Here is a 25357-nt window from a genome sequence, read left to right on the forward strand (position 1 = left end):
AAGTGAAGCTTTTCATCACCCGGATCGTTCTGGCGCTCAGGCACTTCCAGCAATGGCTGGTGGCGCAGGTGATGTTCGGCTTTCTGAACGTGCTGAAGCTATTTCCGGCCGATGGCGCGATTCGCTTCGCCGACAGGATGATGCGCCGCCTCGGCCGGCGGACGCGCCGCCACAGGCTGATGCTCGTCAATCTGCGCAACGCCTTTCCCGAGAAGAGCGAGGCCGAGATCGAAGAGATCGCGCTCGCCAGCTGGGGCAATATGGGGCGGCTTGCGGCCGAATATGTCTTCCTCGACCAGTTGTTCGATTATGATCCCGAAAAAACGGAGCCGGGCAGGGTCGAAGTGTCGGGTATCCCGATCTTCCTCGATCTGCGCGACAATCCGCGCCCCTTCATCGTCTTTACCGGCCACACCGCCAATTTCGAGCTGCTGCCGGTGGCCGGTGCCGCCTTCGGGCTTCATGTGACCGTGCTCTTCCGGCCGCCGAACAATCCCTATGTCGCCAAGAAGGTCTTCGATTTCAGGAGCGCGCGGATGGGCAAGCTGGTGCCCTCGCATGCCGGCTCCTCCTTCGCCCTTGCTCGCCAGCTGGAGGCAGGCCAGGGCGTGGGCGTGCTCGTCGACCAGAAATTCCGCAAGGGGCTGAAGGGCACCTTCTTCGGGCGCGAGGTCAAGACCAATCCGCTGCTGCCGAAGCTGGTGCGCCAGTTCGACTGCGAGGTCTATCCGGCGCGCTGCATCCGGCTGCCCGGCAACCGCTATCGGCTGGAAATCGAGACGCGATTGGACATGCCGCGCGATGCCAAGGGCAATCTCGACCTGCCGGCGGCGGCGCAACTGCTCAACGACAAGGTGGAAAGCTGGGTGCGGGAATACCCGGAACAGTGGCTCTGGTATCACGACCGCTGGCAAATCAAAGAGACGCTCAGCTCCTGATACATGTCGTTATCGCAAGATGCGGCACACTGCGTGCTCCAAGAATACCACCCCCATTTATCAGCGGTGAAAAGCGGCAGTGCTCTCGGATTGAAACTGAGTGTACCTTCATGGTACCCGTCGCTACCGAAGCGCGAACAATGTCTACCGAAAGGCGCATTTTTCGAAAGATGCAGCCATGTCAGGTCTCGGACACGTCTCTTGGGCCAATGGGAGTTGGGCGTCTTGCTGGAGCTTTTTCGAGCTTTTTCCTTGCGTTGCACGCAGATAGAGGAAGCCATACGCCTGGGCGACGACCGGCGCGTCACGGCGCTCGACCGCCATGTCGAGCCGCTGGTCGAGGCGATCCTCGCCCATCGGGCGGTCAATCTGATCGAAGCCTATATGCAGCTGCAGTTTGTGACTCATCTGATCGGCCAGGACGCCGACGACAGCGCCAGCGTCGCCGAGCACACAACCTTGCTTTCCTACCTGCTCGACCGCTATTTCGGCACGCAAGGGCCGGACTGGCGCGTGCCTTCGCCGCAGGACGTGCGCATCGAACCGCCGGCGGCCTATGTGCCGGATACCGACAATGGCCAGTTCCTCAACGCGGTGATCCTCGAAAGCCTGCCGGACCGGGTGGCGGTGCTGACCAGGGACTATCGCTACCTCTATTCCAATCCGGTCAACTGCGCCCATCTCAACAGAAAGCCGATGGAGCTCATCGGCCGCCACGTTTGCGAATTCATCGGCGAGGATCGGTTTGCCGACTGCGCCAAGCACAAGCTCGACGCCTGTTTTGCCGGCGATCAGATCGACTACACCTATGAGCGCCCGGCCGAGCGCAGTGGATCGCGCCAGGTGCGCTGTCGTATGTCGCCGCTGCGCGATGCGGGCGGCACGGTGATCGGCGCGCTGATCGTCATGGGAGATCTCGATCGGTAGCCCGGAGGTAGCGGATGGCGCTGCCTTCAGGCCGTCGCCCAGACGGCCAGTTCATACCCGTCGCGGTCGAGGAAGTGGAAGCGGCGGCCGCCGGGAAAATCGGTAATCGGCCGGACGATCGTGCCGCCGGCCCTTTCGACCGAGGTCAGCACCTCTTCCAAATCCGTGGCGTAGACGACAACAAGCGGGCCGCCCGGCCGCACCGGTCCGAAATCGGTGAAGCCGCCTTTCAGCCGGCCATCGTCGAATTCGCAGTAGTTCGGGCCGTAATCGGTGAAACGCCAGCCGAAGGCCGAGCCGTAAAAGGCTTTGGCGGCGGCGATGTCGGCGACGTTGAATTCGACATAGTCGATGCGGCGGTCGTTGTTGTCTGATTTGTCGGCCATCTATCTCTCCATCAGGGCTTTCAGCATGGCGAGATCCTTCTCGACATGGGCGGCATCGGCTGAGAACTGCGCATCGCTCATGCCGGGCAGGCGCAACAGCGTGAACATGACCTCGCAGCCATCGCCGTTCGGCACGATGCGCAGCGCATTATAGACCCTGAGGCCGGATTCGATCGTCACCGTGTGGTCGATCACGCCGAATTCATTGGCAGGCACGAAACTCACCTTGATGGATCCGAGAGGGCCGTCGGCGATCCAGTCGGCACCGTGAGGCTCGAGGCCGCTCGCAAGGCCGGAGGCCCAGAGCGGCATGTTCTCGGGCTTGCCGGCGAAGTCGTAGACGTCGCGCCAGTCACGCTCGATCGATTGGTGGATGATTTTCGCGGGCATTGTCGACATGGCTTGCAGGTCCTTGATATCGGGTCTCGCTGTCGTAGCAGGCTGATCCGCAGTGTCTTGAACAAAACGGTCAGTCGGGCCTTTTCGGCATGCCGAGTTGGTCAAGAATGACGGCTGGCGTCAGGCTCGAGAGTTCGCCGACCTCGCGCGTCATGGGGCCTGATCAGCAAAGCCCGCTTCCAGCGCCAGGCGGGCAAGCGGCATGGTGCCCGCCTTGCGGCGGAGATCGAGGAAACGCTGGAACCGGCGAATGCGTTCCAGCGTCTTGGCGCCGTAGCCGAAATGGTGATGGCAGCGGCGGCGCAGCTGCCTTTCACTCATGCCGAGCCGGCCGAGCAGCCCGGACGCCGGGCGACCGCCATCAACGGCGGCGAAGATCACGGCGGTGTCCCGGGCGGGTTCGTCCGCATGGCGGGCGGCCTCTTCGAGCAAGCCGGCGAAGAGCGCCATGGCATCCGAGGGATCGGGACAATCGCCAAGCCGTGCCTCGAATTCGGCCGTGTCCTTCCAGCCGATCTCGGCAAGCGGCACCGAACAGCCGACCAGCGCCGAGAGCGGCGTCTTCAGCCAGGTGGCGGCGGCGCCCGGCGCAAAACGAGCGCCGATGACGGTCGCGCCGGGCCGGAGAACGGGAAAGGCCGCCGTTCTGTCGGGCCCGGCAACGGCCAGCCGGCCTTCGATCCAGAGGAGGTCGCAATAACCGTCCGGAACGATCGCCACCTGCGCCGGCGGTCCGTCGTGGAGCGCATGTGACCAGAGCCGGCTGAAATGACGCCGCAGCGCCGGCGACGGCGCATATTCGCGGTAGCGGCCGGCGCGGGCGGCGAGCAGGGCCGTATCTTTCCGTCTTTCCGATGCCAAGGCGACACCTCCCGAATCCCGATGATATCATCAGATAGGGCATCAAGGGCAGGTCGCGCGAAAACTTGGTTGCCGACCGGCCGGCATAAGCGGTTGTCGGACAAGTCGGGATATTTGTAAGCTTCATTTCATTGCTTTTGCGAACCGATTAGACCCTTGCGAGACTTGCCGTTTGACCGAGACAGTGCCACAACACCGGTCCAAATGACACATCGGAGGTTTGTCGTGGAAAAGGCAGAAATCGGACTGATCGGTCTTGCGGTCATGGGCTCCAACCTGGCGCTCAACATCGCGGAGAAAGGCAATAAAATTGCGGTCTTCAACCGTACGCCTGAGAAAACCGACGAATTCTACGAAAGCGCCGGCGATCTGAAAAAGCAGATCATTCCCTGCAAGACCATCGAAGAGTTCGTCGATGCGATCCGGCCGCCACGGCCGATCATCATCATGATCAAGGCCGGCGACGCCGTCGATCAGCAGATGGAGGCGTTACGCCCGCATCTGTCCAAGGGCGACATCATGATCGATGCCGGCAACGCCAATTTCCGCGACACCGTCGCCCGCTTCGACCGCCTCAAGGATACCGATCTCACCTTCATCGGCATGGGTGTTTCCGGCGGCGAAGAAGGTGCGCGCCACGGCCCGTCGATCATGGTCGGCGGCACTGAAGACTCCTGGAAACGTGTCGAGAAGGTGCTGACCTCGATTGCCGCGCGCTACAATGACGAGCCCTGCGTCGCCTGGCTCGGCAATGACGGCGCCGGCCACTTCGTCAAGACCATCCATAACGGCATCGAATATGCCGACATGCAGATGATCGCTGAAATCTACGGCATCCTGCGTGACGGCCTCGGCAAGAGCGCCTCCGACATCTCCGGCATCTTCGGCGAATGGAACAAGGGCCGGCTGAACTCCTACCTGATCGAGATTTCCGAGAAGGTGCTTGCCGCGACCGATCCGGTTTCCGGCGGCCCGATGGTCGACATGATCCTCGACAAGGCCGGTCAGAAGGGCACCGGCAAATGGTCGGCGATCGAGGCGCAGAACATGGGCATTCCGGCAACGGCGATCGAAGCCGCGGTCGCCGCCCGCAGCCTCTCCTCGATGAAGTCGCAGCGCGAAGCCGCCGAAAAGATCTTCGGCACGCAGGCCGCATCCTTCCCGATTGCTTACGGTCCCGAGCTCAACAAGGATCTCGAACTGGCGCTGTTTGCCGCCAAGATAGGCGCTTACGCCCAGGGCTTCGCTGTGATGGCGGAAGCCTCGCGCGAGTTCAACTGGTCGCTGCCGATGCCGACGATCGCCAGGATCTGGCGCGCCGGCTGCATCATCCGCTCGCAGTTCCTCGACGAGATCACCTCGGCCTTCACCAAGGCCCCGGACGCTGCGAACCTGATCGTCACGCCGGCCTTCTCCGACATGGTCAAGGAATCGATCCCGGCGCTGCGCCGCGTCGTTGCCGCCGCGATCTCCGCCGGCCTGCCGGTGCCGGCACTGACCTCGGCGCTCACCTATTTCGACGCCTACCGCCAGGGCAGGGGAACGGCAAATCTCATCCAGGCGCAGCGCGACTTCTTCGGCGCCCATGGCTTCGATCGCCTGGATGGCAAGGATTTCCACCACGGTCCCTGGGGCAGCGGTGCGGCGACCTTCTAAGGTTTGCCGAGAAGACATCAAGGAAGAGCCCGGCCGCCGCGCCGGGCTTTTTCGTGGCTTTGGCCGCTCAGACGGCGAGGCGTCCATCCGCGATTGATCAGGCATGAGGAGTTGACGGAGATGCTCATCCGATATGAAACACCGGCGGATATCGACGCGATCCACGATCTGACTTCGATTGCCTTCGCGCCGATGCCGTACAGTGAGGGTACGGAGGCGGAGATCGTCCGGAAGCTTCGCGCGAACGGCGATCTGACGATATCGCTGGTTGCTGAAGAAGCAGGCGAAATCCTGGGACATGTTGCGTTTTCGCCGGTGACGATCGACGGCGTGCATGGTGGCTGGTTCGGGCTGGGTCCGATATCGGTGAAGCCGGAGAGACAGCGACAAGGCATCGGCAAGGCGTTGATAGCCAGGGGACTTGAACTGTTGATGGAGATGGGCGCGAGCGGATGCGCGCTGATCGGAAATCCCGATATCTATAGTCGCGTCGGTTTCAGCAGCGATGGCCAGCTGACATATCTCGATCTCGATACGCGGCTGGTGCAGCGTATTGTTCTTCGCGGACCAGAGCCGAGCGGCGCGATTCGGTTCGCTCCGGCGTTTGAAAGCTAGACGTTCCGTGCCACACCTTATCCGAAAGAAGGGACGACATGTTCGAATCGGGCGCGATCATCATCCGAACCGAGCGTCTTGTTCTCCGCATGCCTGGTATAGACGATTTCGCCGCCTATGCGCGGCTCATGGCCTCGCCGTGGTCGGTCGGCATGGGCGGGCCGTTCGATGAGCGCATGGCCTGGGGAATGTTCTGTCACGACATAGCGCTCTGGCAGCTGTTCGGGCACGGCGCGCTGATGATCGACCTTGCCGAGACAGGCGAATGCGTCGGTCAGGTGGGGATCAATCACGGGCCGCTCTTTCCGGAAAAGGAGATGGGCTGGTTCGTCTATGAGAGCCGTCAGGGCAGGGGGTATGCGACCGAGGCGGCCTTGGCGCTACGGGATTGGGCCTTTGCGACGCTCGGCCTGCCGTCGCTCGTCAGTTATATCGCTCCCGGCAACACAGCCTCGATTGCCGTGGCGGAGCGGCTGGGCGCGCGTCTCGATCTGACGGCCCCTCGGACCGATCCAGCGGCTCTCGTTTATCGTCATTTCGCTTCCTGATAAAATGGCATGGGAACGGCGTTTGGAGGCAGGTCTCAGTCCTTACGCTGATCGGTCAGGATCGGGCGCTGCAAAAATGGGGATGCCGGATGACGGACGCGAAGCGGGAGCATTGGGACACGGTCTACCGCACGAAAGCTGCCGACAGCGTCAGCTGGTATCAGCCGACGCCCGAGCCTTCCCTGCGGGCGCTTGACGCGCTGCAACTGCCGGTCACGGCTTCGCTGATCGATGTCGGCGGCGGCGCATCGAGCCTTGTCGATCGTCTAGTCGAGCGCGGGTGGTCCGATCTCACCGTTCTCGACATTGCCGCGCCGGCGCTCGATGTTACCAAGGCGCGGCTTGGGGACGAGGCCGCCCGCGTCGCCTGGGTGATTGATGATGTCACCATGTGGAGACCGGGGCGCCAGTACGATGTGTGGCACGATCGCGCCGTCTTTCACTTCCTCACCGAGCCCGAGCAGCGGCTGGCCTATCGCCGCGCGCTCGAAACCGGAACGGCGTCGGGCAGCGTCGTGATCATCGCTACTTTCGCACCGGACGGGCCGGAGCGGTGCAGCGGCTTGCCGGTCGAACGTTACGACGCGGCCGCCCTTGCGCGTGAATTCTCCGCTGCCTTCGCGCTTCAGCGCGACTGGCGCGAGGAGCATACGACGCCCGGCGGCGGCCGGCAGTCGTTTCAGTGGTGCGTCTTCCGCAGGCGCTGAGGTTTCCCTTGAAAAAGCAGCCGCGAGGCGGCTACGTCACTTCCAGGCGATCGAGGATGAAATCCGCCCGGTCGGCGACCGCGGTTTTCGGCAGCATGACGACGTCGTAGCCGAGCGCCGGACAGGTTGCGGCAAGCCGATCGTATTCGGCGACCGCCTCGTCGAAGCCATGGCGCCGCTCAGGGTCGGCAACATAGATTTCCGGCCATGGCGGGGTGAGGAAAACGCTGCTGTTATAACGGGGGAGGGCGCTCAATCTTTCCAGGACCGATTCTCCGGTGAGATGCTGAAGTGCTGCTGCGGCATCGATCAGCCCTCGGTCGAAAAACGTCCAGCCGGTCCGCCCGCGCGTGGCCGCGTGATCGGCCGTCGCCATCTCGATGGCGCGGCGGGCGAAGGCCGCCATATCGATCCAGGGCAGGGCTGCACCATCGCTTTCGAGTTCCTGCCTGACGATCCGCCGGCCCGGTTCTTCGACGATCGCATAACCGCGACGGCCGAGTTCTGCCAGCAGCGTCGATTTTCCGCCGCCGGAACAGCCTGAAATCAGGACCGACCTGTTCATGCTCAGACAGCCCGGCGGGCGCGCGCCAGGCCGTGATCGACGAGCCTATCGATGATCTCGGCATAGCTGACGCCGCTTGCGGCCATCGCCTTGGAATACATGCTGATATCGGTAAAGCCGGGAATGGTGTTGATCTCGTTGACGAGAAACCGCATGTCATCCGTCAGGAAAAAGTCGACGCGGGCCATGCCGTCGCAGCCGACCGCCCGGAAAGCTCTCGCGGCCATGTCGCGCATGGCCGCCTCGACCTCCCCAGGCAGTTCGGCCGGGACTTTCAGCGCCGCGCCCTTCTCGTCGATATATTTTGCATCATAGCTGTAGAAGCCATGGCTTTCGGCCGGCACGATCTCGCCCGGCCGGGAGACGAAGAGCTCGCCTGCCGTATCCTCCAGCACGCTGAATTCGATCTCGCGGCCGGCAACGAATTCCTCGGCGAGCAGTATGCGATCATGGCGGAAGGCCTCGGCAAGGGCGGGCGCGAATTCCTGGCTGGCATGGACCTTGGCGACGCCGACCGACGATCCCTGCCGCGCCGGCTTGATGAAGAGCGGCAGCCCAAGCTCGTTTTCGAGAGCTGCCAGCGAGGGGGCCGCATCTTCGCGCACCGTCACGGAGCGCGCCACCGGCAGTCCCGCCGCCCGGAGCAGGCGCTTGGCGATGTCCTTGTCGAGTGCCGCGGCCGAACCGAGGATGCCGCAGCCGGCGAGCGGCACGCGCGCCACCTCCGCCAGACCCTGCACCGATCCGTCTTCGCCATGCAGACCGTGCAGCACGGGAAACAGGATGTCGATCCCCGGCAATTCATGGGCCGCGCCATGGGCCGGGATCGCCAGCATCCGGCCCCGTCCGCCCGGCACGAGGCAGATTTGGACTCCTGATGACGGTGTCGCCAGTACGCTGCCCGCGAAACTGCTCAGCAGCCATTGTCCTTCGCGGGTGATGAAAACCGGGATGGCGTCATATCTTTCAGGCTTGAGCGCGCCCATGACATTGGTTGCCGAAAGGATGGAAACCTCATGCTCGGCCGAGCGGCCGCCGAAGAGCACGGCGATGCGCAGCCTGTTTGGGGAAGGGGTCATGCAAGCCTCCGAGCGATCTGGTGTTGAAAAGGTCAGGCGTCGACAGATATGCCGCGATTGGCGAAGAAGCGGTCGAAGACGGCAAGCGGCAGCGTCACATCAGCCTGGCTTGCCTCGTCATGGCCGGACGGGTTGTGGAAGCGGATCGTCTCGTCGCTTGCTGCCGTCACCAGCACCAGATGTCCGCCCTTGGACGGTGGCTCGCGCTCCGGCCAGCGGATGCCCGAATGCACCGAGGCGATGAAGAAGCGTCGCCTCGATAGAAGCTCCGGAATGGCCGATGTCTCGACTCCTGTCATCGTCTCCGCACCAAGCGCGAATCGGTCGGCGGCGAAGCGGACGAAGGGTGCGTAGATCAGCCCCTTGATCGAGGCATCGATCTCGTTGACGACATAACCGCCATAGGCAGTGCAGGCGCGGGCAAGCTCGAGGGTCGGATGGATCTCACCGCGGGCGGCAAGGATCATCTTCAAGCAGGCCATGCCGCAGACATTGCCTGCCCAGCGCGCATATTCCTCGATCGTCGCGGCGCCGGAATGGCGCCAGAGCGGATCGCCGAGCAGGGCCTGCGATCCCTCGGCAAGCACCGGCAGCGTCATGCCGGGTGTTTCCCATTGGCTGAAATAGGGCACGCCGCTCTGCCGCATTCTGTTGATCTCCCCGTCGCTGGTTGTGAGATGGCGGGCAATCTTGGCTTTTTCGAGCCAATGCCCGCTTGCGCGCAGGGTTCATTTTTCTTCAGGAGACCGCGGCCAACCGATCGTCCGAACAAGGAGCTGAGCTCGTCACAGGAATGATGGAGGAGAGACTAGCATTGCCATGCAGGCTCGAAGGATGAGGCGGGCGGTGTTCCGGCGTTTGATGGAGGCAAGGAGCGGCGCCGCGCGTCCCGCCTACCTGCCGTTTTCCGGCCAGATCGGCTGACTGATGCTCTGCAGCAGTTCCGGTTCGACGCCGTCGATGCGGGCGATGACGGCTTTGGCCATTTCTCGGCCGGCCTGGCGCACGTCTTCCTGGACGGTGATGATCTCGGGACGGATCCAGTTGAGGATCGGCACCGATTGCTTGGACACCATGTCGAGATCGCGGCCGAGCGCCTTGCCGGCGGCCTCGATGCCGGCATTGACGGCGATTGCCGCGCTGCCGGCGGAACAGACGATGCCGTCAGGGGCGTTTTCCGAGCGCATCATCACCTCGACGACGTCGCGGATATCGGCGAGCGGCGCATCGCTGTTGATACGCAGCGGCACTTCTTCTGCGCCGTAGTCATGCAGGCCGGTCTGGAAGCCGATGCGGATATGTGTGTAATAGGTGAGCTTGCTCGGCGGCTGCAGCAGGGCGATGCGCCGTCGGCCGCGCTTGACCAGCCGTTCCACCGCCTGGTGGGCGAAGGCTTCATTGTTGAAATCGTGGAAGGGGTGGGTCAGACCCGCATCGGTGCGCCCATGGGTCGCGAAGGGCATGCCGCGCTCGGTCAGCAGCCGCACGCGCGGATCGTCCGGCTCGATGCGCGAGATGATGACGCCGTCGGCCGAGCCGGTATCGAGGATATAGCGCACCGGCAGCATCGGATCCTTGCTGTGGGAATGCGGCGTAACGACGATATGATAGGGCGTGCCGGACAGCACTTCGGAGATGCCGAAGACCATCTGGCTGGAGAAGCCCATGATCTCCTCGTCGATGCTGAGGACGAGGGCGATGACGTTGGTCTTGCCGGTGCGCAGACGCACACCCGCCCTGTTCGGCTGGTAACCGAGCTGGCGGGCGACCATGCGCACCCGCTCCTTGGTTTCAGCCCCGATATCGGGCGCATCCTTCAGCGCGCGAGACACCGTGGTCACGCCGAGACCGGTCATGAAGGCGATCGTCTTCAACGTCGGGCGCTCGCGCGCTGCCGGCGCCGATGCCGCTTGCCCGAAATTTCCCTTGTTTTCCATCCCTGTAGGCCTGCCTCGCGCGAATTGGTGTCGCTTATAGAGGCTTTTTCAGACGCCGTAAGCCCGCCGCCTGCCAAAATCGCGCCTCCCTAAGGAGCGCAATCTGTAACGATACAGTAGAAATGTCGAGTGCTTTGTGTTGAGTGCATTGCAGCATTGTACGCAGAGGTTGAATTCATGATTTATTCCGCGTTTTTCTGCATATGCGAAAAGGATAATGTGCCAGAGAAAACGTCTTAGCGAAAATTTGCTTTTAATTTCACATGCCTGGTGCGGCAGTGCGCCTGCGAGATGCTGTGGCTAAATGCCGGCTTAAAAGAAGTTACAATCCAGTTTGAAGCAGGCATAGGTAGCATTTCCTGTTCTTGGGGAAAAATTTGCAGGCGGACGGTTGCGCGCTGAAATCGATTGAACTAAGTTTTTCCGGCAACGTTTCAGTGAGGGAGGAAAACTCATGAAAATCCGTATTATGGCGGCCCTGCTTGCCGCGTCGGTCGCGCTTCCGTTCGGCTCCGCCAATGCCACCGATCTCGAAGTCACGCATTGGTGGACCTCAGGCGGCGAATCGGCTGCTGTCGCCGAGCTGGCCAAGGCATTCGACGCCACCGGCAATCACTGGGTCGACGGCGCCATCGCCGGCTCCGGCGGTACTGCCCGTCCGATCATGATCAGCCGCATCACCGGCGGCGACCCGATGGGCGCCACCCAGTTCAACCATGGCCGCCAGGCCGAGGAGCTCGTCCAGGCCGGGCTGATGCGCGACCTGACCGATGTGGCGACTGCCGAGCACTGGAAGGATATCATCCGTCCGGCGAGCCTGCTCGATTCCTGCACCATCGACGGCAAGATCTACTGCGCGCCTGTCAATATCCACTCCTGGCAGTGGTTGTGGCTTTCGAACGCCGCCTTCAAGAAGGCCGGGGTCGAGGTTCCGAAGAACTGGGACGAGTTCGTCGCTGCCGCTCCGGCTCTGGAAAAGGCCGGCATCATTCCGCTCGCCGTCGGCGGCCAGCCGTGGCAGGCAACGGGTGCTTTCGACGTGCTGATGGTCGCCGTCGCCGGCAAGGACGTCTTCAACAAGGTGTTCAAGGATAAGGACGCGGAAGTTGCTGCCGGTCCTGAAATCGCCAAGGTCTTCAAGGCTGCCGACGATGCCCGCCGCATGTCCAAGGGCAGCAACGTTCAGGACTGGAACCAGGCCACCAACCTCGTCATCACCGGCAAGGCCGGCGGCCAGATCATGGGTGACTGGGCGCAGGGCGAGTTCGCGCTTGCCGGTCAGAAAGCCGGTACCGACTACACCTGCCTGCCGGGCCTCGGCGTGAACGAGATCATCTCGACCGGCGGCGACGCCTTCTACTTCCCGCTCCTGAAGGACGAGGAAAAGTCCAAGGCACAGGCCGTCCTTGCCAAGACCCTGCTCGATCCCAAGACCCAGGTTGCCTTCAACCTGAAGAAGGGCTCTCTGCCGGTTCGCGGCGATGTCGATCTCGCCGCCGCCAACGATTGCATGAAGAAGGGTCTCGATATCCTGGCGAAGGGCAACGTGATCCAGGGCACCGACCAGCTGCTTTCGGCCGATAGCCAGAAGCAGAAGGAAGACCTCTTCTCCGAATTCTTCGCCAACCCGTCGATGACGCCGGAAGACGCTCAGAAGCGCTTCGCCGGGATCATCGCTTCGGCTGACTGATCGATAGATACGCTGCCTTGACGATCCGGCTCCGCAAGTGCCGGATCGTACCCGGACAAATGTTCGGGCGGCGGCGTCTCTCCGACATCCCGGCAAGCCGGGCAGGGATGGCAGACGGCAAATCCGCTCTGTCACGGTCGCGGCTGCGATTTGAGGAGAAGAGTTCATGACGGGTCAAGCGCAAGCAGGCCGGCCAATCAAGTTACTGCGCAATCTGAACGCCAAGATTGCCTCCATACCGATGATCCTGACGGCGCTGGTGATTTTTGTCGGCGGCACGTTCTGGACGGTCTTTTATTCCTTCACCAATTCCAAGCTCCTTCCTCGGTTGAGCTTCGTCGGCTTCGACCAGTACGAGCGCCTGTGGGCGGCACCCCGCTGGGTGACGGCGATCGAGAATCTGGCTCTGTACGGCATACTCTCGCTGATCTTCAGCCTAGTCATCGGTTTTTTGCTCGCCGCGCTGATGGACCAAAAGATTCGTTTCGAAAACACCTTCCGCACCATCTTCCTCTATCCCTTCGCGCTGTCCTTCATCGTGACGGGCCTCGTATGGCAATGGGTTCTGAACCCGGATTTCGGCATTCAGTCGGTCGTGCGTTCGATGGGTTGGACGAGCTTCACCTTCAATCCGCTCTATACGCCTGAAATCGTTATCTACGGCATTCTGATCGCCGCGCTCTGGCAGGGAACGGGCCTCGTCATGTGCCTGATGCTTGCCGGCCTGCGCGGCATCGACGAGGACATCTGGAAAGCGGCGCGCGTCGATGGCATCCCGATGTGGAAGACCTATCTCCTCATCGTCATTCCGATGATGCGGCCGGTGTTCATCACCACGATCGTCATCATCGCCTCCGGCATCGTCAAGGTCTACGATCTGGTCGTGGCGCAGACATCGGGCGGTCCCGGCATCTCGTCGGAAGTGCCGGCGAAATATGTATACGACTACATGTTCCAGGCGCAGAATCTGGGGCAGGGCTTTGCCGCCTCGACAATGATGCTCGTCACGGTCGCGATCATCATCGTTCCGTGGGCCTATCTGGAATTCGGAGGAGGGCGCAAACGTGGCTAATATCGGAACTCTCAACACCACTGCCGCCGGTATCGACGCCGTCGCGCCGAGGCTCGGCGACGGCCCCAGCGGCCCGAAGCCGCGCCCGGCGCTGTCATCGCGCAACATCATCCTCTACGGAACGCTGACCGTCGCCGCGCTCTACTATCTGCTGCCGCTCTATGTGATGGTTGTGACCTCACTGAAGGGCATGCCGGAAATTCGTCTCGGCAACATCTTCTCGCCGCCGATGGAGATCACTTTCGAGCCTTGGGTGAAAGCCTGGGCCGAAGCCTGCACCGGCCTCAACTGCGATGGCCTGTCGCGCGGCTTCTGGAATTCGGTGCGCATCACGGTGCCGTCGGTTATCATCTCGATCGCCATCGCCTCGGTGAACGGCTACGCGCTGGCGAACTGGCGCTTCAAGGGATCGGAGCTCTTCTTCTCGATCCTGATCATCGGGGCGTTCATTCCCTATCAGGTGATGATCTATCCGATCGTCATCATCCTGCGCGAAATCGGCATTTACGGCACGCTGACCGGTCTCGTCATCGTCCATTCGATCTTCGGCATGCCGATTCTGACACTGCTCTTCCGCAACTACTTCGTCTCGCTGCCGGAAGAGCTGTTCAAGGCTGCGCGCGTCGACGGGGCGGGATTCTGGCAGATTTTCCTGAAGATCATGCTGCCGATGTCGCTGCCAATCTTCGTCGTCGCGATGATCCTGCAGGTGACCGGCATCTGGAACGACTTCCTGTTCGGCGTCGTCTTTACCCGGCCGGATACCTATCCGATGACCGTGCAACTCAACAACATCGTCAATTCCGTCCAGGGGGTGAAGGAATACAACGTCAACATGGCGGCAACGATCCTGACGGGTCTCGTGCCGCTGATCGTCTATTTCGTGTCGGGACGGCTTTTCGTCCGCGGCATCGCCGCCGGCGCAGTGAAGGGTTGATCACATGAACATGAATTCGAGTGTCTCCAATTCAAGTGTTTCCATCAAGGATCTGTCGCTGAACTTCGGCGCGGTCAGCGTATTGAAGGATCTGAACCTCGACATCAACGACGGCGAATTCCTGGTGCTGCTCGGCTCATCCGGCTGCGGCAAGTCGACCTTGCTGAACTGCATTGCCGGCCTGCTCGACGCCTCGGAAGGGCAGATCTTCATCAAGGGCAAGAACGTCACCTGGGAGGAACCGAAGGACCGCGGCATCGGCATGGTGTTCCAGTCCTATGCGCTCTATCCGCAGATGACCGTCGAGAAGAACCTCTCCTTCGGCCTTCGCGTCGCCAAGGTGCCGCAGGCCGAGATCGACAAGCGGGTGGCGCGTGCCTCCGAAATCCTGCAGATCCAGCCGCTATTGAAGCGCAAGCCGGCGGAGCTTTCCGGCGGCCAGCGCCAGCGCGTGGCGATCGGCCGGGCACTGGTGCGCGATGTCGATGTGTTCCTGTTCGACGAGCCGCTGTCCAACCTCGATGCCAAGCTGCGCTCTGAGCTGCGCGTCGAGATCAAGCGCCTGCACCAATCGCTGAAGAACACGATGATCTATGTCACCCACGACCAGATCGAGGCGCTGACGCTGGCCGACCGCATCGCCATCATGAAGAGCGGCATCATCCAGCAGCTCGACGATCCGACGACGATCTACAATCGGCCGCGCAATCTCTTCGTTGCCGGCTTCATCGGCTCGCCGTCGATGAATTTCCTGCGCGGCGAGTTGGTCAAATCCGGCGACGGCATTGCCTTTTCCGCCAACGGCGTCATTTTCTCGCTCGCTGCCTACGACGCCGACGAGGCGCTCCAGCCCGGCCGCAAGGTGGTGCTCGGCGTTCGCCCGGAGCACATCAAGGTCAACGAGAACGCCGGCGGCGAGGAACATGACGCGACCGTCGATATCGAGGAGCCGATGGGTGCAGACAATCTCCTGTGGCTGAAACATGCCGGCCACACGATGTCGGTCCGCGTCAACGGCGCGCGCCGCTTCAATGTCGGAGCGAAGGTGAAGCTGAGCTTCGACATGACGCTAGCTTCGGTATTCGATGCCGAGAGCGAGCTGCGGCTTTAGGGAGATTCTGTAGATGAGCCGCTAGCCAGGCGAGTTTGACGAAAAGACCAACCCCGCCCTCCGTCATCCTCGGGCTTGACCCGAGGATCCATGCTCGCTGCCGCAGTTGGATGCGATGTAGATCCTCGGGTCAAGCCCGAGGATGACGCAGAGCGGAGTGGGCGGATGAGGAGAAAAACGAAACGTCTCCGACGAACGACTAGTGAAGGTCACCGAACGGTGACATTTGCCCTTCCTTCAAGACCACATTTTCAAAATCGGAATGAAATCGTGACGCAACAACAGCCTCCCTCCAGGATCGACCTTTCCGGTTCGTGGCAACTAAGCTCCATCGACGGTGAAATTCGCACGGCGATCATGCTACCGGGCGACGTGCATACGGCGCTCCACCGCGCAAGCTTGATCCCCGATCCCTATTTCGGCCGCAACGAGGAGAAGGTGCAGTGGGTCGCCCAGCGCGAATGGGCGGTCGAGCGTAGCTTCGCGCTGCAGGAGGTCGAGGGCGATTGGTATCTCGATGTCGATTATCTCGACACGGTCGCCAGCGTTTACGTCAACGGCTTCCTGGCGCTTGAAGCCGATAACAGCTTCCGCCGCTATCGGCCTGATGTTTCGAGCATGCTGAAATCCGGCGACAACATCATCCGCGTCGTCTTCGCCTCCAACCCCGCCGTTGGCGCCGAGCGGCAGAAGCAGCAGCCCTTCTATATTCCGTACAGCACCGGCAATTCTCCCATTCCGGACGGCAACATGCTGCGCAAGCCGCAATGCCATTTCGGCTGGGACTGGAACATCGCAATTGCGCCGTTCGGCCTCTACGGCACGATTGCGCTGCAGAAGCTCGAGACGGCGCGTATCGAGCATGTCGTCACCCGCCAGACCCACAACAATGACGGCTCTGTCGATCTCACGGTGACGGCCAGTCTGTTTGCCAAGCATGCCGGCATCGCCCAGGTCTATTTCGATCTCGACGGCGAGCGCGTGCGCCTCGACGTTGGCGTCAAGGGCGAGACGACGGTCAATCACCTCTTCCATATCGACAAGCCGCGCCTCTGGTGGCCGTCCGGCAGCGGTGAGCAGGCGCTTTATGCGCTCTCCGTCGAACTGGCCGACGAGGTGGCGACGAAGCAGATCGGCCTTCGCACCATCGAACTGATCACCACGCCGGACGCCGCCGGCAGCCGCTTTGCCTTCAAGGTCAACGGCCGCGAGATCTTCTGCCGGGGCGCCAACTGGATTCCGGCCGACGCGCTGTTTTCACTATCGTCGCCCGAAAAGACCGAGGATCTCCTGCAATCGGCGAAAGTCGCCAACATGAACATGATCCGCGTCTGGGGCGGCGGTTTCTATGAACAGGATCATTTCTACGATCTCTGCGACCGGCTGGGCCTGATGGTCTGGCAGGACTTCATGTTCGCCTGCAACCTCTATCCTTCGACCGAAGACTTTCTCGAGAACGTGGCGATCGAGGTCGACTATCAGGTGCGCCGTCTCTCTTCGCATCCATCGATCGCGCTCTGGTGCGGCGACAACGAACTTGTGGGCGCGCTGACCTGGTTCGAGGAATCGAGGAAGGATCGTGACCGCTACCTCGTCTCCTACGACCGGCTCAACCGAACGATCGAGCAGGCGGTGAAGAAAGCACTGCCCGGCGCGCTCTGGTGGCCGTCGAGCCCGGCCTCCGGCTATCTCGATTTCGGCGATGCCTGGCATGCCGACGGCTCCGGCGACATGCATTACTGGTCGGTCTGGCACGAGAACAAATCGTTCGACAATTACCGCTCGGTGCGTCCGCGCTTCTGCTCGGAATTCGGTTTCCAGTCCTATACCTCGCTGCCCGTCATCAAGACCTATGCCGAGGAAAAGGACATGAACGTCGCTTCTCCGGTGATGGAGCTGCATCAGAAGAATGCCGGCGGCAACGAGCGCATCGCAGGCACGATGTTCCGCTATTTCCGCTTCCCCAAGGATTTCCCGAACTTCGTCTATCTCTCGCAGATCCAGCAGGGGCTGGCGATCAAGACGGCGGTGGAATATTGGCGGTCGCTGAAACCGCATTGCATGGGCACGATCTACTGGCAGCTAAACGACACCTGGCCCGTCGCCTCCTGGTCGAGCCTCGACTATGGCGGCCGCTGGAAGGCGATGCATTATCTCGTCAAGCGCTTCTTCCAGCCGGTGGCGGTCGCCGCCATTCCTTCCGAGGACGGCAAGACGATCCGCTTCTCGCTGGTCAATGACATGCTTGCGGATGTCAGCGTCGATCTTTCGATCTCGTTGCTGAGCATGACGGGCGAGCGGAGGCATCTGAAAGACGTGCAGGCAGTCTGCTCGCCGGATGCGGCGGTGACGGCTGCGACCATCGACGTTGCCGAGATCGGCGAGGGAACGCTGCTTGCGTGGCGTTTCACTGCGTCGAACGGCATGGGTGGAGAGGGGCATCATGTCAACGGCACTTACAAGACGCTGGAGCTCGAGCCCGCGACGCTGACGGTCACCCATGAATATGTCGAGGCGAGCGGCGCCGTCGACATCAACGTCACCGCGAAGGGACTTGCGCTCTTCGTGATGATCGAGAGCGAGACGGACGGCAAATATTCCGACAACGCCTTCGATCTCGCGGCCGGCGAGAGCCGCCGCGTCACCTTCACCCCGGCACATCAGCTCGAACGCGGCAAGCTGCCGGACTTCCGGATCTACGACCTGCATTCCTGCCAATCGGCGGATTGATCTTTCCCAAGCGTGGGCACGAGGCCCAAGGAGAACATGATGACGAAACTTAGCTACCAGCTCTACAGCGCGCGCAACTTCCAGCCCTATTCTGTGATTTTCGAAAAGCTCGGCAAGGCAGGCTATGCGGAAGTCGAAGGCTTTGGCGGCATTTACGCCGATCTCGACGATGCCGGCCTGAAGAGCCTTCGCGCCGAGCTCGACAAGAACGGCCTGGTGATGGCGACCGGCCATTTCAGCCCGGATTTCCTGGAAAAGGACGTGCAGAAGTCGCTGAATATTGCCAAGATTCTCGGCATGGACTCGATTTATGCACCGCATCTGGCGGCTGAACAGCGCCCCTCGGACGCCGCCGGTTGGACCGCCTTCGGCAAGCGGCTGCAGGAGATGAGCAAGCCTTACAAGGAAGCCGGCTACGAATTCGGCTGGCACAACCATGATTTCGAATTCGTCAAGCTGGCCGACGGCTCGCTGCCGATCGAGCGCATCTTCGAAGGCGCGCCTGATATTTCCTGGGAAGCCGATATCGCCTGGGTCATTCGCGGCGGCGCCGATCCCTTCGCCTGGGTCGAAAAGCTTGGACCGCGCATTACTGCCGTGCATGTCAAGGACATCGCGCCGGCCGGCGAAGCGACGGATGAAGACGGCTGGGCCGATGTCGGCCATGGCAAGGTCGAATGGGCCAAGCTGATAACGGCGCTTCGCGGCACCAAGGCCAAGCACTTCGTCGTCGAACATGACAATCCCAAAGATATCGACCGCAACATCAGCCGTTCGATCGCATCCTTCAAGACTTATTGAGGTACATCATGACCAGGGAACTTGGCGTCGGCATCATCGGATGCGGCAACATCTCCACCACCTATTTCTCGCTCGCACCGCTCTTCAAAGGGCTGAAAGTGCTGGCCTGCGCCGATATCAACGTCCAGGCCGCCGAGGCGCGCGCCAAGGAATATGACGTGAAGGCACAGACGATCGACGCGCTTCTCGCCAATGACGAGATCGACGTCGTCGTCAACCTGACGATCCCGGATGCGCATTTCCGCGTATCGAAGTCGATCCTCGAGGCCGGAAAACACGTCTATTCCGAAAAGCCGCTGGTGCTTTCGCTCGAAGAAGGCGAGGAACTTCGCCGCATCGCCAAGGAGAAGAATCTGGCCGTCGGCTGCGCGCCGGACACTTTCCTCGGCGGCGCGCATCAGCTTGCCCGCAAGTTCATCGACGATGGCGGCATCGGCCGGGTGACCTCAGGTGCCTGCTACGTGATGAGCCCAGGCATGGAGATGTGGCATCCGAACCCGGATTTCTTCTTCCTGCCGGGCGGCGGCCCGATCCTCGATCTCGGCCCTTATTACATCGCCAACCTGATCAACCTGATCGGCCCGGTCAAACGCGTCGGCGCCATGACCTCGATGGCGTCGCCGACGCGCACCATCACCAGCGAGCCGCGCAACGGCGAGATCATCCCTGTGAAGACACCGACGACGATCCAGGCGCTGCTCGAATTCGTCTCAGGCGCCACCGTGACGCTGTCAGCGAGCTGGGACGTGTGGTCGCATCGTCATGCCAATATGGAGCTCTACGGCACCGATGGCTCGCTCTACGTGCCGGACCCGAACTTCTTCGGCGGTGTCGTCGAGGCAAGCGGCCGCGACAAGGACATCAAGCCGCTCGACGACTGGGAGCATCCATTCGGCAAGATCAATCAGGAAAACCCGAACGGAGCGCGCGCCAACTACCGCACCGCCGGCCTTGCCGACATGGCGATGGCGCTGATCGAAGGCCGCGACGCACGCTGCTCGCTCGACCGCACGCTGCACGGTGTCGACGTCATGACCTCGATCCTGAAATCGGGCGAGGAGGGGCGTTTTATCGACCTGACCACGACCTGCACCCAGCCGGCCGCGCTTGGCATCGAGGAGGCGCAGGCACTGTTGAAGTAAGGTGAGCGCGCGCGTCGGTGCGCTTCTGCCCGGCGCGCACTCCCACGCTTCCGTCATCCCTCGGGCTTGTCCCGAGGATCTGCAGCGCTGTCAGTAGATCCTCGGACAAGCCCGAGGATGAAGACGTTGGAAGGTGCAGATGTTTTTAGCTTTCGGCCGCCGCTCAGGACGGATACGAAAAGGAAGCAATTTTAGACAGGTTCAGGAGACTTCCAAATGAGCTGGCAACCGGCCGCAGACCGCTATTCGAAGATGAAATATAACCGCGTCGGCCGTTCCGGCCTGAAGTTGCCGGCCGTCTCCCTCGGCCTGTGGCACAATTTCGGCGGCGACACGCCGCATGACCGCAAGATCGACATGTGCCGCACGGCCTTCGATCTCGGCATCACCCATTTCGATCTCGCCAACAATTACGGCCCGCCGCCCGGCAGCGCCGAGACCGCCTTCGGCGAGATCCTGCGGACAGAATTTTCCGGGCTTCGCGACGAGCTGATCATATCCTCCAAGGCCGGCTACGATATGTGGCCGGGGCCCTATGGCGAGTGGGGCAGCCGCAAGTATCTGATCGCTTCCTGCGACCAGAGCCTGAAGCGCATGGGCCTCGATTATGTCGACATCTTCTATTCCCACCGTTTCGACCCCGATACGCCTCTCGAAGAAACCTGCGGCGCGCTCGACCATATCGTCCGCTCCGGCCGGGCGCTTTATGTCGGTATTTCCTCCTACAATTCGCAGCGTAGCCGCGAAGCCGCCGCCATCCTTAAGGATCTGGGTACGCCCTGCCTGATCCACCAGCCGAGCTATTCGATGCTCAATCGCTGGGTCGAGGACGACAGGCTGCTCGATACGCTCGACGAGGTCGGCATGGGTTCGATCGTGTTCTCGCCGCTTGCCCAGGGCATGCTGACGACGAAATATCTCGGCGGTATCCCTGACGACAGCCGCGCGGCGCAAAACCACTTCCTGAAGCGCGACTTCATCCGTCCTTCGATCATCGACAATATCAGGAAGCTCAACGACATCGCCGAAACGCGCGGCCAGACGCTGGCGCAGATGGCGATCGCCTGGGTGCTGCGCGGCGGACGCGTGACCTCGGCACTGATCGGCGCCAGCCGCTCGTCGCAGATCGTCGATTGCGTCAAGGCGCTGGATAATCTTGCGTTCACGGCCGAGGAGCTTGCCGAGATCGACGTCTACGCCCGCGAGGCGGATATCAATCTCTGGGCGAAGTCGGCGGAGCGGGAATAGGGAGATCGAGGCAGTTTAAGCTCTGGTTCGAGCAGTCGGTTGCCACATCCTCCCTCATCTCTGTGACCTCAGGGCTTGCCTGAGGGATGTCACAGAGATCCAGCCAGCCCTAGTCCTTGGGTTGAAAAGACTCTTTTTCCGCGCAGACGCGCGGCGCTGGATTCCTGTGACAAGCATAGGAATGAGGGCGGGGAGGCGAGGAAATCGCATCTATCTGACGTACGTACCACAACAATAACCTCGGAGGAGGCCGCATCATGATCCGCAATCCCATCCTGCCCGGGTTCAACCCCGACCCGTCGATCTGCCGCGTCGGCGCGGACTATTATATCGCCACCTCGACCTTCGAATGGTATCCGGGCGTGCAGATCCACCATTCCCGCGATCTGGTGAACTGGACGCTGGTGCGCCGGCCGCTGGAACGCCGATCGCAGCTCGACATGCGCGGCAACCCAGACAGCTGCGGCATCTGGGCGCCGTGTCTTTCCTATGCAGACGGGCAGTTTTGGCTGGTCTATACCGACGTCAAGCGCTTCGACGGCAGCTTCAAGGATGCGCCGAATTACATCGTCACCGCGCCCTCGATCGAGGCCGAATGGTCCGATCCCGTCTATGTCAATTCCTCCGGTTTCGATCCCTCGCTCTTTCACGACGATGACGGCCGCAAGTGGTTCGTCAACATGCAGTGGAATCACCGCACCGAAAGTTATGGTGGCTCGCCGAAATCGCCGGCCTTCGACGGCATCCTGTTGCAGGAATGGGACCCGGCGACCAAGGCGCTGAAAGGCCCGATCAAGAACATTTTCGCCGGCAGCCCGCTCGGCCTCGTCGAAGGCCCGCATCTCTTCAGGCGCAATGGCTGGTATTATCTGACGACCGCCGAGGGCGGCACCGGCTACGACCACGCCGTCACCATGGCGCGCGCGCGCCGCATCGACGGGCCTTACGAGATGCACCCGAACATGCATCTCATCACCTCGAAGGATCATCCGGGCGCAGTGCTGCAGCGGGCAGGGCACGGCCAATATGTCGAGACGCCGGACGGTGAGGCCTATCACACCCATCTCTGCGGCCGGCCGCTGCCGCCGAAACGGCGTTGCACGCTTGGGCGAGAGACGAGCCTGCAGAAATGCGTCTGGCGCGACGATGACTGGCTCTATCTCGAAAACGGCACCAGCGTGCCTGACGTCGATGTGCCGGGTCTCTTTGGTGCTGCGCCGGTGGAAAAGCCGATGCGCAGCGAATACAGCTTCGATGGCGGCGTCTTGCCGGCCGATTTCCAATGGCTGCGCACGCCCGAGCCCGAGCGCATCTTCAGCCTGACGGATCGTCCGGGCCATCTCAGGCTGATCGGGCGCGAAAGCATCGGTTCCTGGTTCGAGCAGTCGCTGGTCGCCCGCCGCCAGGAGCATCACAGCTTCCGTGCCGAAACCGTGATCGCGTTCACGCCCGACACCTATCAGCAGGTCGCGGGGCTGACGCACTATTACAACCGACACAAGTTCCACGCCATTGCCGTGACGCTGCACGAAACACTCGGCCGCTGCGTGACCATCCTCTCCTGCAACGGCGATTATCCGAACGGACGCCTCAGCTTTCCCGCCGAAAGCGGGGTTGCCATCCCAGCCGAGGACCGTGTCCAACTCGCCATGGAAATTCGCGAGAACGATCTGCAATTCTTCTGGCAGACCGAAGGCAAGGGCGCCTGGCAGCCGATCGGCCCGATCCTCGACGCCGGCATGATTTCCGACGAGGGCGGCCGCGGCGAACACGGTTCCTTCACCGGCGCCTTCGCCGGCATGTTTGCCTTCGATACGTCGGGGCGGGGGAAGGTCGCGGATTTCGATTGGTTTAATTATGAGGAGTTGTGAGGGTGCTTCGGGCGGCCACCGTCTATTCCCCACAAAAAGAAAGCCGGCGCAAGGCCGGCTAAGACGAACGCGGCTGAACAGGGGATGCGGGCCGGTTCCAAGCACTTCGTGACTGAACAATAACTTTCACTACATGCCGAGGCAGCGGAAAAGGGGTGCAACGAGAACACCCGGAGACGACTCCGCAAAGAGGTAGGCGGCGGGGCGGATGCCGGTGCTGGCCTCGGCTCTGTTATGGGGCACGAAGATCACCGGATGATGACATCCGAAATCGGCCGCGGCCTTTCTTTCTCGCGGCCGAACAGTCTGCGCCGATGGCCGACGGTGTTGGCGGGGCGTGAATGCTGTGTTCACGTTCCCAAGGATGTCAAAGCGTCATGAAGGCATTATATAGCGGGCCGAAGTAACACTTAAGAATTTGCAAGAGTACCGCATGGCCCCCATCATTTCCGTTCAGAATCTCACCAAGACCTACGCCAATGGGTTCGAGGCCCTGAAAGGCATCAACCTCAATGTCGAAAAGGGCGAGATCCTGGCGCTGCTCGGGCCGAACGGCGCGGGCAAGACGACGCTGATCTCGATCATTTGCGGCATCGCCAATCCGAGCGGCGGCCAGGTTTTGGTCGCCGGCCACGACGTGGTGAAGGATTTTCGCGCCACCCGCGGAATGATCGGGCTAGTGCCGCAGGAACTGACCACCGATCAGTTCGAGACGGTGTTCAATACGGTGAGCTTTTCGCGCGGGCTGCACGGCAAGAAGGCCAATCCAGCCCATATCGAGAAGGTTCTGCGGGCGCTTTCTCTCTGGGACAAGAAGGACAATATGCTGCGCCAGCTTTCGGGCGGCATGAAACGGCGGGTGCTGATCGCCAAGGCGCTCTCCCACGAGCCGGATATTCTTTTCCTCGATGAACCCACAGCCGGTGTCGACGTGACGCTGCGCAAGGACATGTGGAATGTCGTTCAGGAACTGCGGGCGTCGGGCGTCACCATTATCCTGACCACCCATTATATCGAGGAGGCCGAGGAAATCGCCGACCGCGTCGGCGTGATCAATGGCGGGCAATTGCTGCTCGTCGAGGACAAGGCGGCGCTGATGGCCAAGCTCGGCCGCAAACAACTCATCCTCGATCTCACCGAACCGCTCGAACGGCTTCCGGATTGCTTCGCCGGCAACGGACTGACGCTGGAATCCGGCGGCAGCCGGCTGACTTACGATTTCGACGCCGACAACGAGCAGGAAAGCATTGCGGCGCTGCTGACCCGGCTGGGCGAAAACAATATCCATTTCAAGGATCTCTCGACGCGGCAGAGTTCGCTGGAAGACATCTTCGTGGCGCTGGTAGGAGCAGGCAAATGAACGTCGAGGCGATCAAATCGATCTATTTCTTCGAGATGGCGCGCACGCGCCGCACATTGCTGCAGAGCGTCATTTCGCCTGTTATCTCGACCTCGCTCTATTTCATCGTCTTCGGTGCCGCTGTGGGATCACGCATCCAGGAGGTGGAGGGGGTGTCCTACGGCGCCTTCATCACGCCGGGCCTGATCATGCTGACGCTGCTCGGCCAGTGCATCAGCAACGGCTCCTTCGGCATCTACTTCCCGAAATTCACCGGCACGATCTATGAGGTGCTGTCGGCGCCGGTGGCGATGACCGAAATTCTGCTCGGTTATGTCGGGGCGGCGGCGACCAAGGGGATGATCATCGGCTTCATCATCCTGCTCACTGCTAATCTCTTCGTCGATGTCCGGATCGAGCATCCGTTCATGATGATCCTCTTCTTCCTGCTGACGGCGATCACTTTCAGCCTGTTCGGCTTCATGATCGGCATCTGGGCCGGCAATTTCGAACAGCTTAACCTCATTCCCATGCTGGTCGTGCCGCCGCTGACCTTCCTTGGCGGCAGCTTCTATTCCATCAGCATGCTGCCGCCCTTCTGGCAGGCAGTCAGCCATTTCAATCCGGTGCTTTATCTCGTCAGCGGCTTCCGCTGGAGTTTCTACGGGATCGCCGACGTCAACCCGGCGGTGAGCCTGGCGATGATCACGGTGTTCCTGGCGATCTGCCTGGGCACGCTCGGCTGGATCTTCAGAACCGGCTACCGGCTGCGTAACTGACGCTTGAATGGCATCATCG

At 61.6% G+C, this 25357-nt stretch carries 23 protein-coding genes and 1 pseudogene; 17 read left to right on the top strand and 7 right to left on the bottom strand.

Translation table 11 applies throughout. The features are described from left to right. Positions 1-2 precede the first annotated feature (2 nt). Together ATY75_RS17010 and ATY75_RS17015 are read left to right on the top strand one after the other, a co-directional pair. Entirely contained in the window at positions 3-938 is a 936-nt protein-coding gene (locus tag ATY75_RS17010; protein ID WP_088938478.1) for a lipid A biosynthesis lauroyl acyltransferase, read from the top strand. Between the two features lie 225 nt (positions 939-1163). Beyond that, entirely contained in the window at positions 1164-1865 is a 702-nt protein-coding gene (locus ATY75_RS17015) for a PAS domain-containing protein (RefSeq protein ID WP_088938479.1), read from the top strand. A gap of 26 nt (positions 1866-1891) precedes the next feature. Here the strand turns inward: ATY75_RS17015 and ATY75_RS17020 are convergent, their stop codons facing one another. From ATY75_RS17020 to ATY75_RS17030, 3 genes and pseudogenes are all read right to left on the bottom strand, one after another. Next, the gene (locus ATY75_RS17020; RefSeq protein ID WP_088938480.1) at positions 1892-2251 is read right to left on the bottom strand and encodes a VOC family protein; all 360 of its coding nucleotides are present in this window, start codon (positions 2249-2251) and stop codon (positions 1892-1894) included. Next, complete coding sequence (locus ATY75_RS17025; protein WP_088938481.1) at positions 2252-2650, bottom strand: polyketide cyclase; 399 nt, start codon at positions 2648-2650, stop codon at positions 2252-2254. It lies immediately after the preceding gene. A gap of 70 nt (positions 2651-2720) precedes the next feature. Beyond that, positions 2721-3511: pseudogene (locus tag ATY75_RS17030) on the bottom strand (helix-turn-helix domain-containing protein). Between the two features lie 204 nt (positions 3512-3715). Between ATY75_RS17030 and gndA the strand changes: the two are divergent. From gndA to ATY75_RS17050, 4 genes are all read left to right on the top strand, one after another. After that, positions 3716-5167 carry an NADP-dependent phosphogluconate dehydrogenase gene (gene gndA / locus ATY75_RS17035; protein ID WP_190241375.1) on the top strand — a complete coding sequence of 484 codons (1452 nt, stop codon included), beginning with the start codon at positions 3716-3718 and terminating at the stop codon, positions 5165-5167. Between the two features lie 120 nt (positions 5168-5287). Next, on the top strand, positions 5288-5782 hold the full coding sequence (locus ATY75_RS17040) for an N-acetyltransferase (RefSeq protein ID WP_088938483.1): 495 nt from the start codon (positions 5288-5290) through the stop codon (positions 5780-5782). A 38-nt stretch (positions 5783-5820) separates the two neighbouring features. Next, positions 5821-6330 carry a GNAT family N-acetyltransferase gene (locus ATY75_RS17045; protein WP_088938484.1) on the top strand — a complete coding sequence of 170 codons (510 nt, stop codon included), beginning with the start codon at positions 5821-5823 and terminating at the stop codon, positions 6328-6330. 89 nt (positions 6331-6419) lie between these two features. After that, the gene (locus ATY75_RS17050; protein ID WP_088938485.1) at positions 6420-7037 is read left to right on the top strand and encodes a class I SAM-dependent methyltransferase; all 618 of its coding nucleotides are present in this window, start codon (positions 6420-6422) and stop codon (positions 7035-7037) included. 31 nt (positions 7038-7068) lie between these two features. Here the strand turns inward: ATY75_RS17050 and ATY75_RS17055 are convergent, their stop codons facing one another. The 4 genes from ATY75_RS17055 to ATY75_RS17070 all read right to left on the bottom strand — a co-directional run bounded on the left by ATY75_RS17055 (position 7069) and on the right by ATY75_RS17070 (position 10618). Further along, positions 7069-7602, bottom strand: coding sequence for an AAA family ATPase (locus tag ATY75_RS17055; protein ID WP_088938486.1), 534 nt, complete (start codon positions 7600-7602; stop codon positions 7069-7071). A gap of 2 nt (positions 7603-7604) precedes the next feature. Continuing rightward, positions 7605-8681, bottom strand: coding sequence for a D-alanine--D-alanine ligase family protein (locus ATY75_RS17060; protein WP_088938487.1), 1077 nt, complete (start codon positions 8679-8681; stop codon positions 7605-7607). 32 nt (positions 8682-8713) lie between these two features. Further along, positions 8714-9328 (bottom strand): C39 family peptidase, encoded by a 615-nt coding sequence (locus ATY75_RS17065; protein ID WP_088938488.1) that lies wholly within the window; start codon positions 9326-9328, stop codon positions 8714-8716. Positions 9329-9574: 246 nt separating this feature from the next. Next, a complete protein-coding gene (locus ATY75_RS17070) occupies positions 9575-10618 on the bottom strand; it encodes a LacI family transcriptional regulator (RefSeq protein ID WP_064838880.1) in 1044 nt (347 codons plus the stop codon). A 454-nt stretch (positions 10619-11072) separates the two neighbouring features. Between ATY75_RS17070 and ATY75_RS17075 the strand changes: the two genes are divergently transcribed. The 11 genes from ATY75_RS17075 to ATY75_RS17125 all read left to right on the top strand — a co-directional run bounded on the left by ATY75_RS17075 (position 11073) and on the right by ATY75_RS17125 (position 25338). Next, complete coding sequence (locus ATY75_RS17075; protein WP_088938489.1) at positions 11073-12308, top strand: ABC transporter substrate-binding protein; 1236 nt, start codon at positions 11073-11075, stop codon at positions 12306-12308. A 166-nt stretch (positions 12309-12474) separates the two neighbouring features. Further along, positions 12475-13380 (top strand): sugar ABC transporter permease, encoded by a 906-nt coding sequence (locus tag ATY75_RS17080; protein WP_064838875.1) that lies wholly within the window; start codon positions 12475-12477, stop codon positions 13378-13380. Continuing rightward, positions 13373-14317: a carbohydrate ABC transporter permease gene (locus ATY75_RS17085; RefSeq protein WP_088938490.1), complete on the top strand. Its 945-nt coding sequence runs from the start codon at positions 13373-13375 to the stop codon at positions 14315-14317. The genes ATY75_RS17080 and ATY75_RS17085 overlap by 8 nt, the downstream gene beginning before the upstream one ends. Before the next feature lie 4 nt (positions 14318-14321). Further along, positions 14322-15428, top strand: coding sequence for an ABC transporter ATP-binding protein (locus ATY75_RS17090; RefSeq protein WP_064838871.1), 1107 nt, complete (start codon positions 14322-14324; stop codon positions 15426-15428). Positions 15429-15698: 270 nt separating this feature from the next. Next, the gene (locus ATY75_RS17095; RefSeq protein WP_088938491.1) at positions 15699-18158 is read left to right on the top strand and encodes a glycoside hydrolase family 2 protein; all 2460 of its coding nucleotides are present in this window, start codon (positions 15699-15701) and stop codon (positions 18156-18158) included. Between the two features lie 39 nt (positions 18159-18197). Further along, the gene (locus ATY75_RS17100) at positions 18198-18959 is read left to right on the top strand and encodes a sugar phosphate isomerase/epimerase (protein ID WP_088938492.1); all 762 of its coding nucleotides are present in this window, start codon (positions 18198-18200) and stop codon (positions 18957-18959) included. An 8-nt stretch (positions 18960-18967) separates the two neighbouring features. Then, positions 18968-20101 (top strand): Gfo/Idh/MocA family oxidoreductase, encoded by a 1134-nt coding sequence (locus ATY75_RS17105; RefSeq protein WP_088938493.1) that lies wholly within the window; start codon positions 18968-18970, stop codon positions 20099-20101. 216 nt (positions 20102-20317) lie between these two features. Then, complete coding sequence (gene mgrA / locus ATY75_RS17110; protein WP_088938494.1) at positions 20318-21349, top strand: L-glyceraldehyde 3-phosphate reductase; 1032 nt, start codon at positions 20318-20320, stop codon at positions 21347-21349. A gap of 257 nt (positions 21350-21606) precedes the next feature. Beyond that, positions 21607-23220: a glycoside hydrolase family 43 protein gene (locus ATY75_RS17115; protein WP_088938495.1), complete on the top strand. Its 1614-nt coding sequence runs from the start codon at positions 21607-21609 to the stop codon at positions 23218-23220. Positions 23221-23653: 433 nt separating this feature from the next. Further along, positions 23654-24580, top strand: coding sequence for an ABC transporter ATP-binding protein (locus ATY75_RS17120; RefSeq protein WP_088938496.1), 927 nt, complete (start codon positions 23654-23656; stop codon positions 24578-24580). After that, the gene (locus tag ATY75_RS17125) at positions 24577-25338 is read left to right on the top strand and encodes an ABC transporter permease (protein ID WP_088938497.1); all 762 of its coding nucleotides are present in this window, start codon (positions 24577-24579) and stop codon (positions 25336-25338) included. The genes ATY75_RS17120 and ATY75_RS17125 overlap by 4 nt, the downstream gene beginning before the upstream one ends. Positions 25339-25357: the final 19 nt, after the last annotated feature.

Source organism: Rhizobium sp. N122, assembly GCF_002211295.1.
GTDB lineage: Bacteria > Pseudomonadota > Alphaproteobacteria > Rhizobiales > Rhizobiaceae > Rhizobium.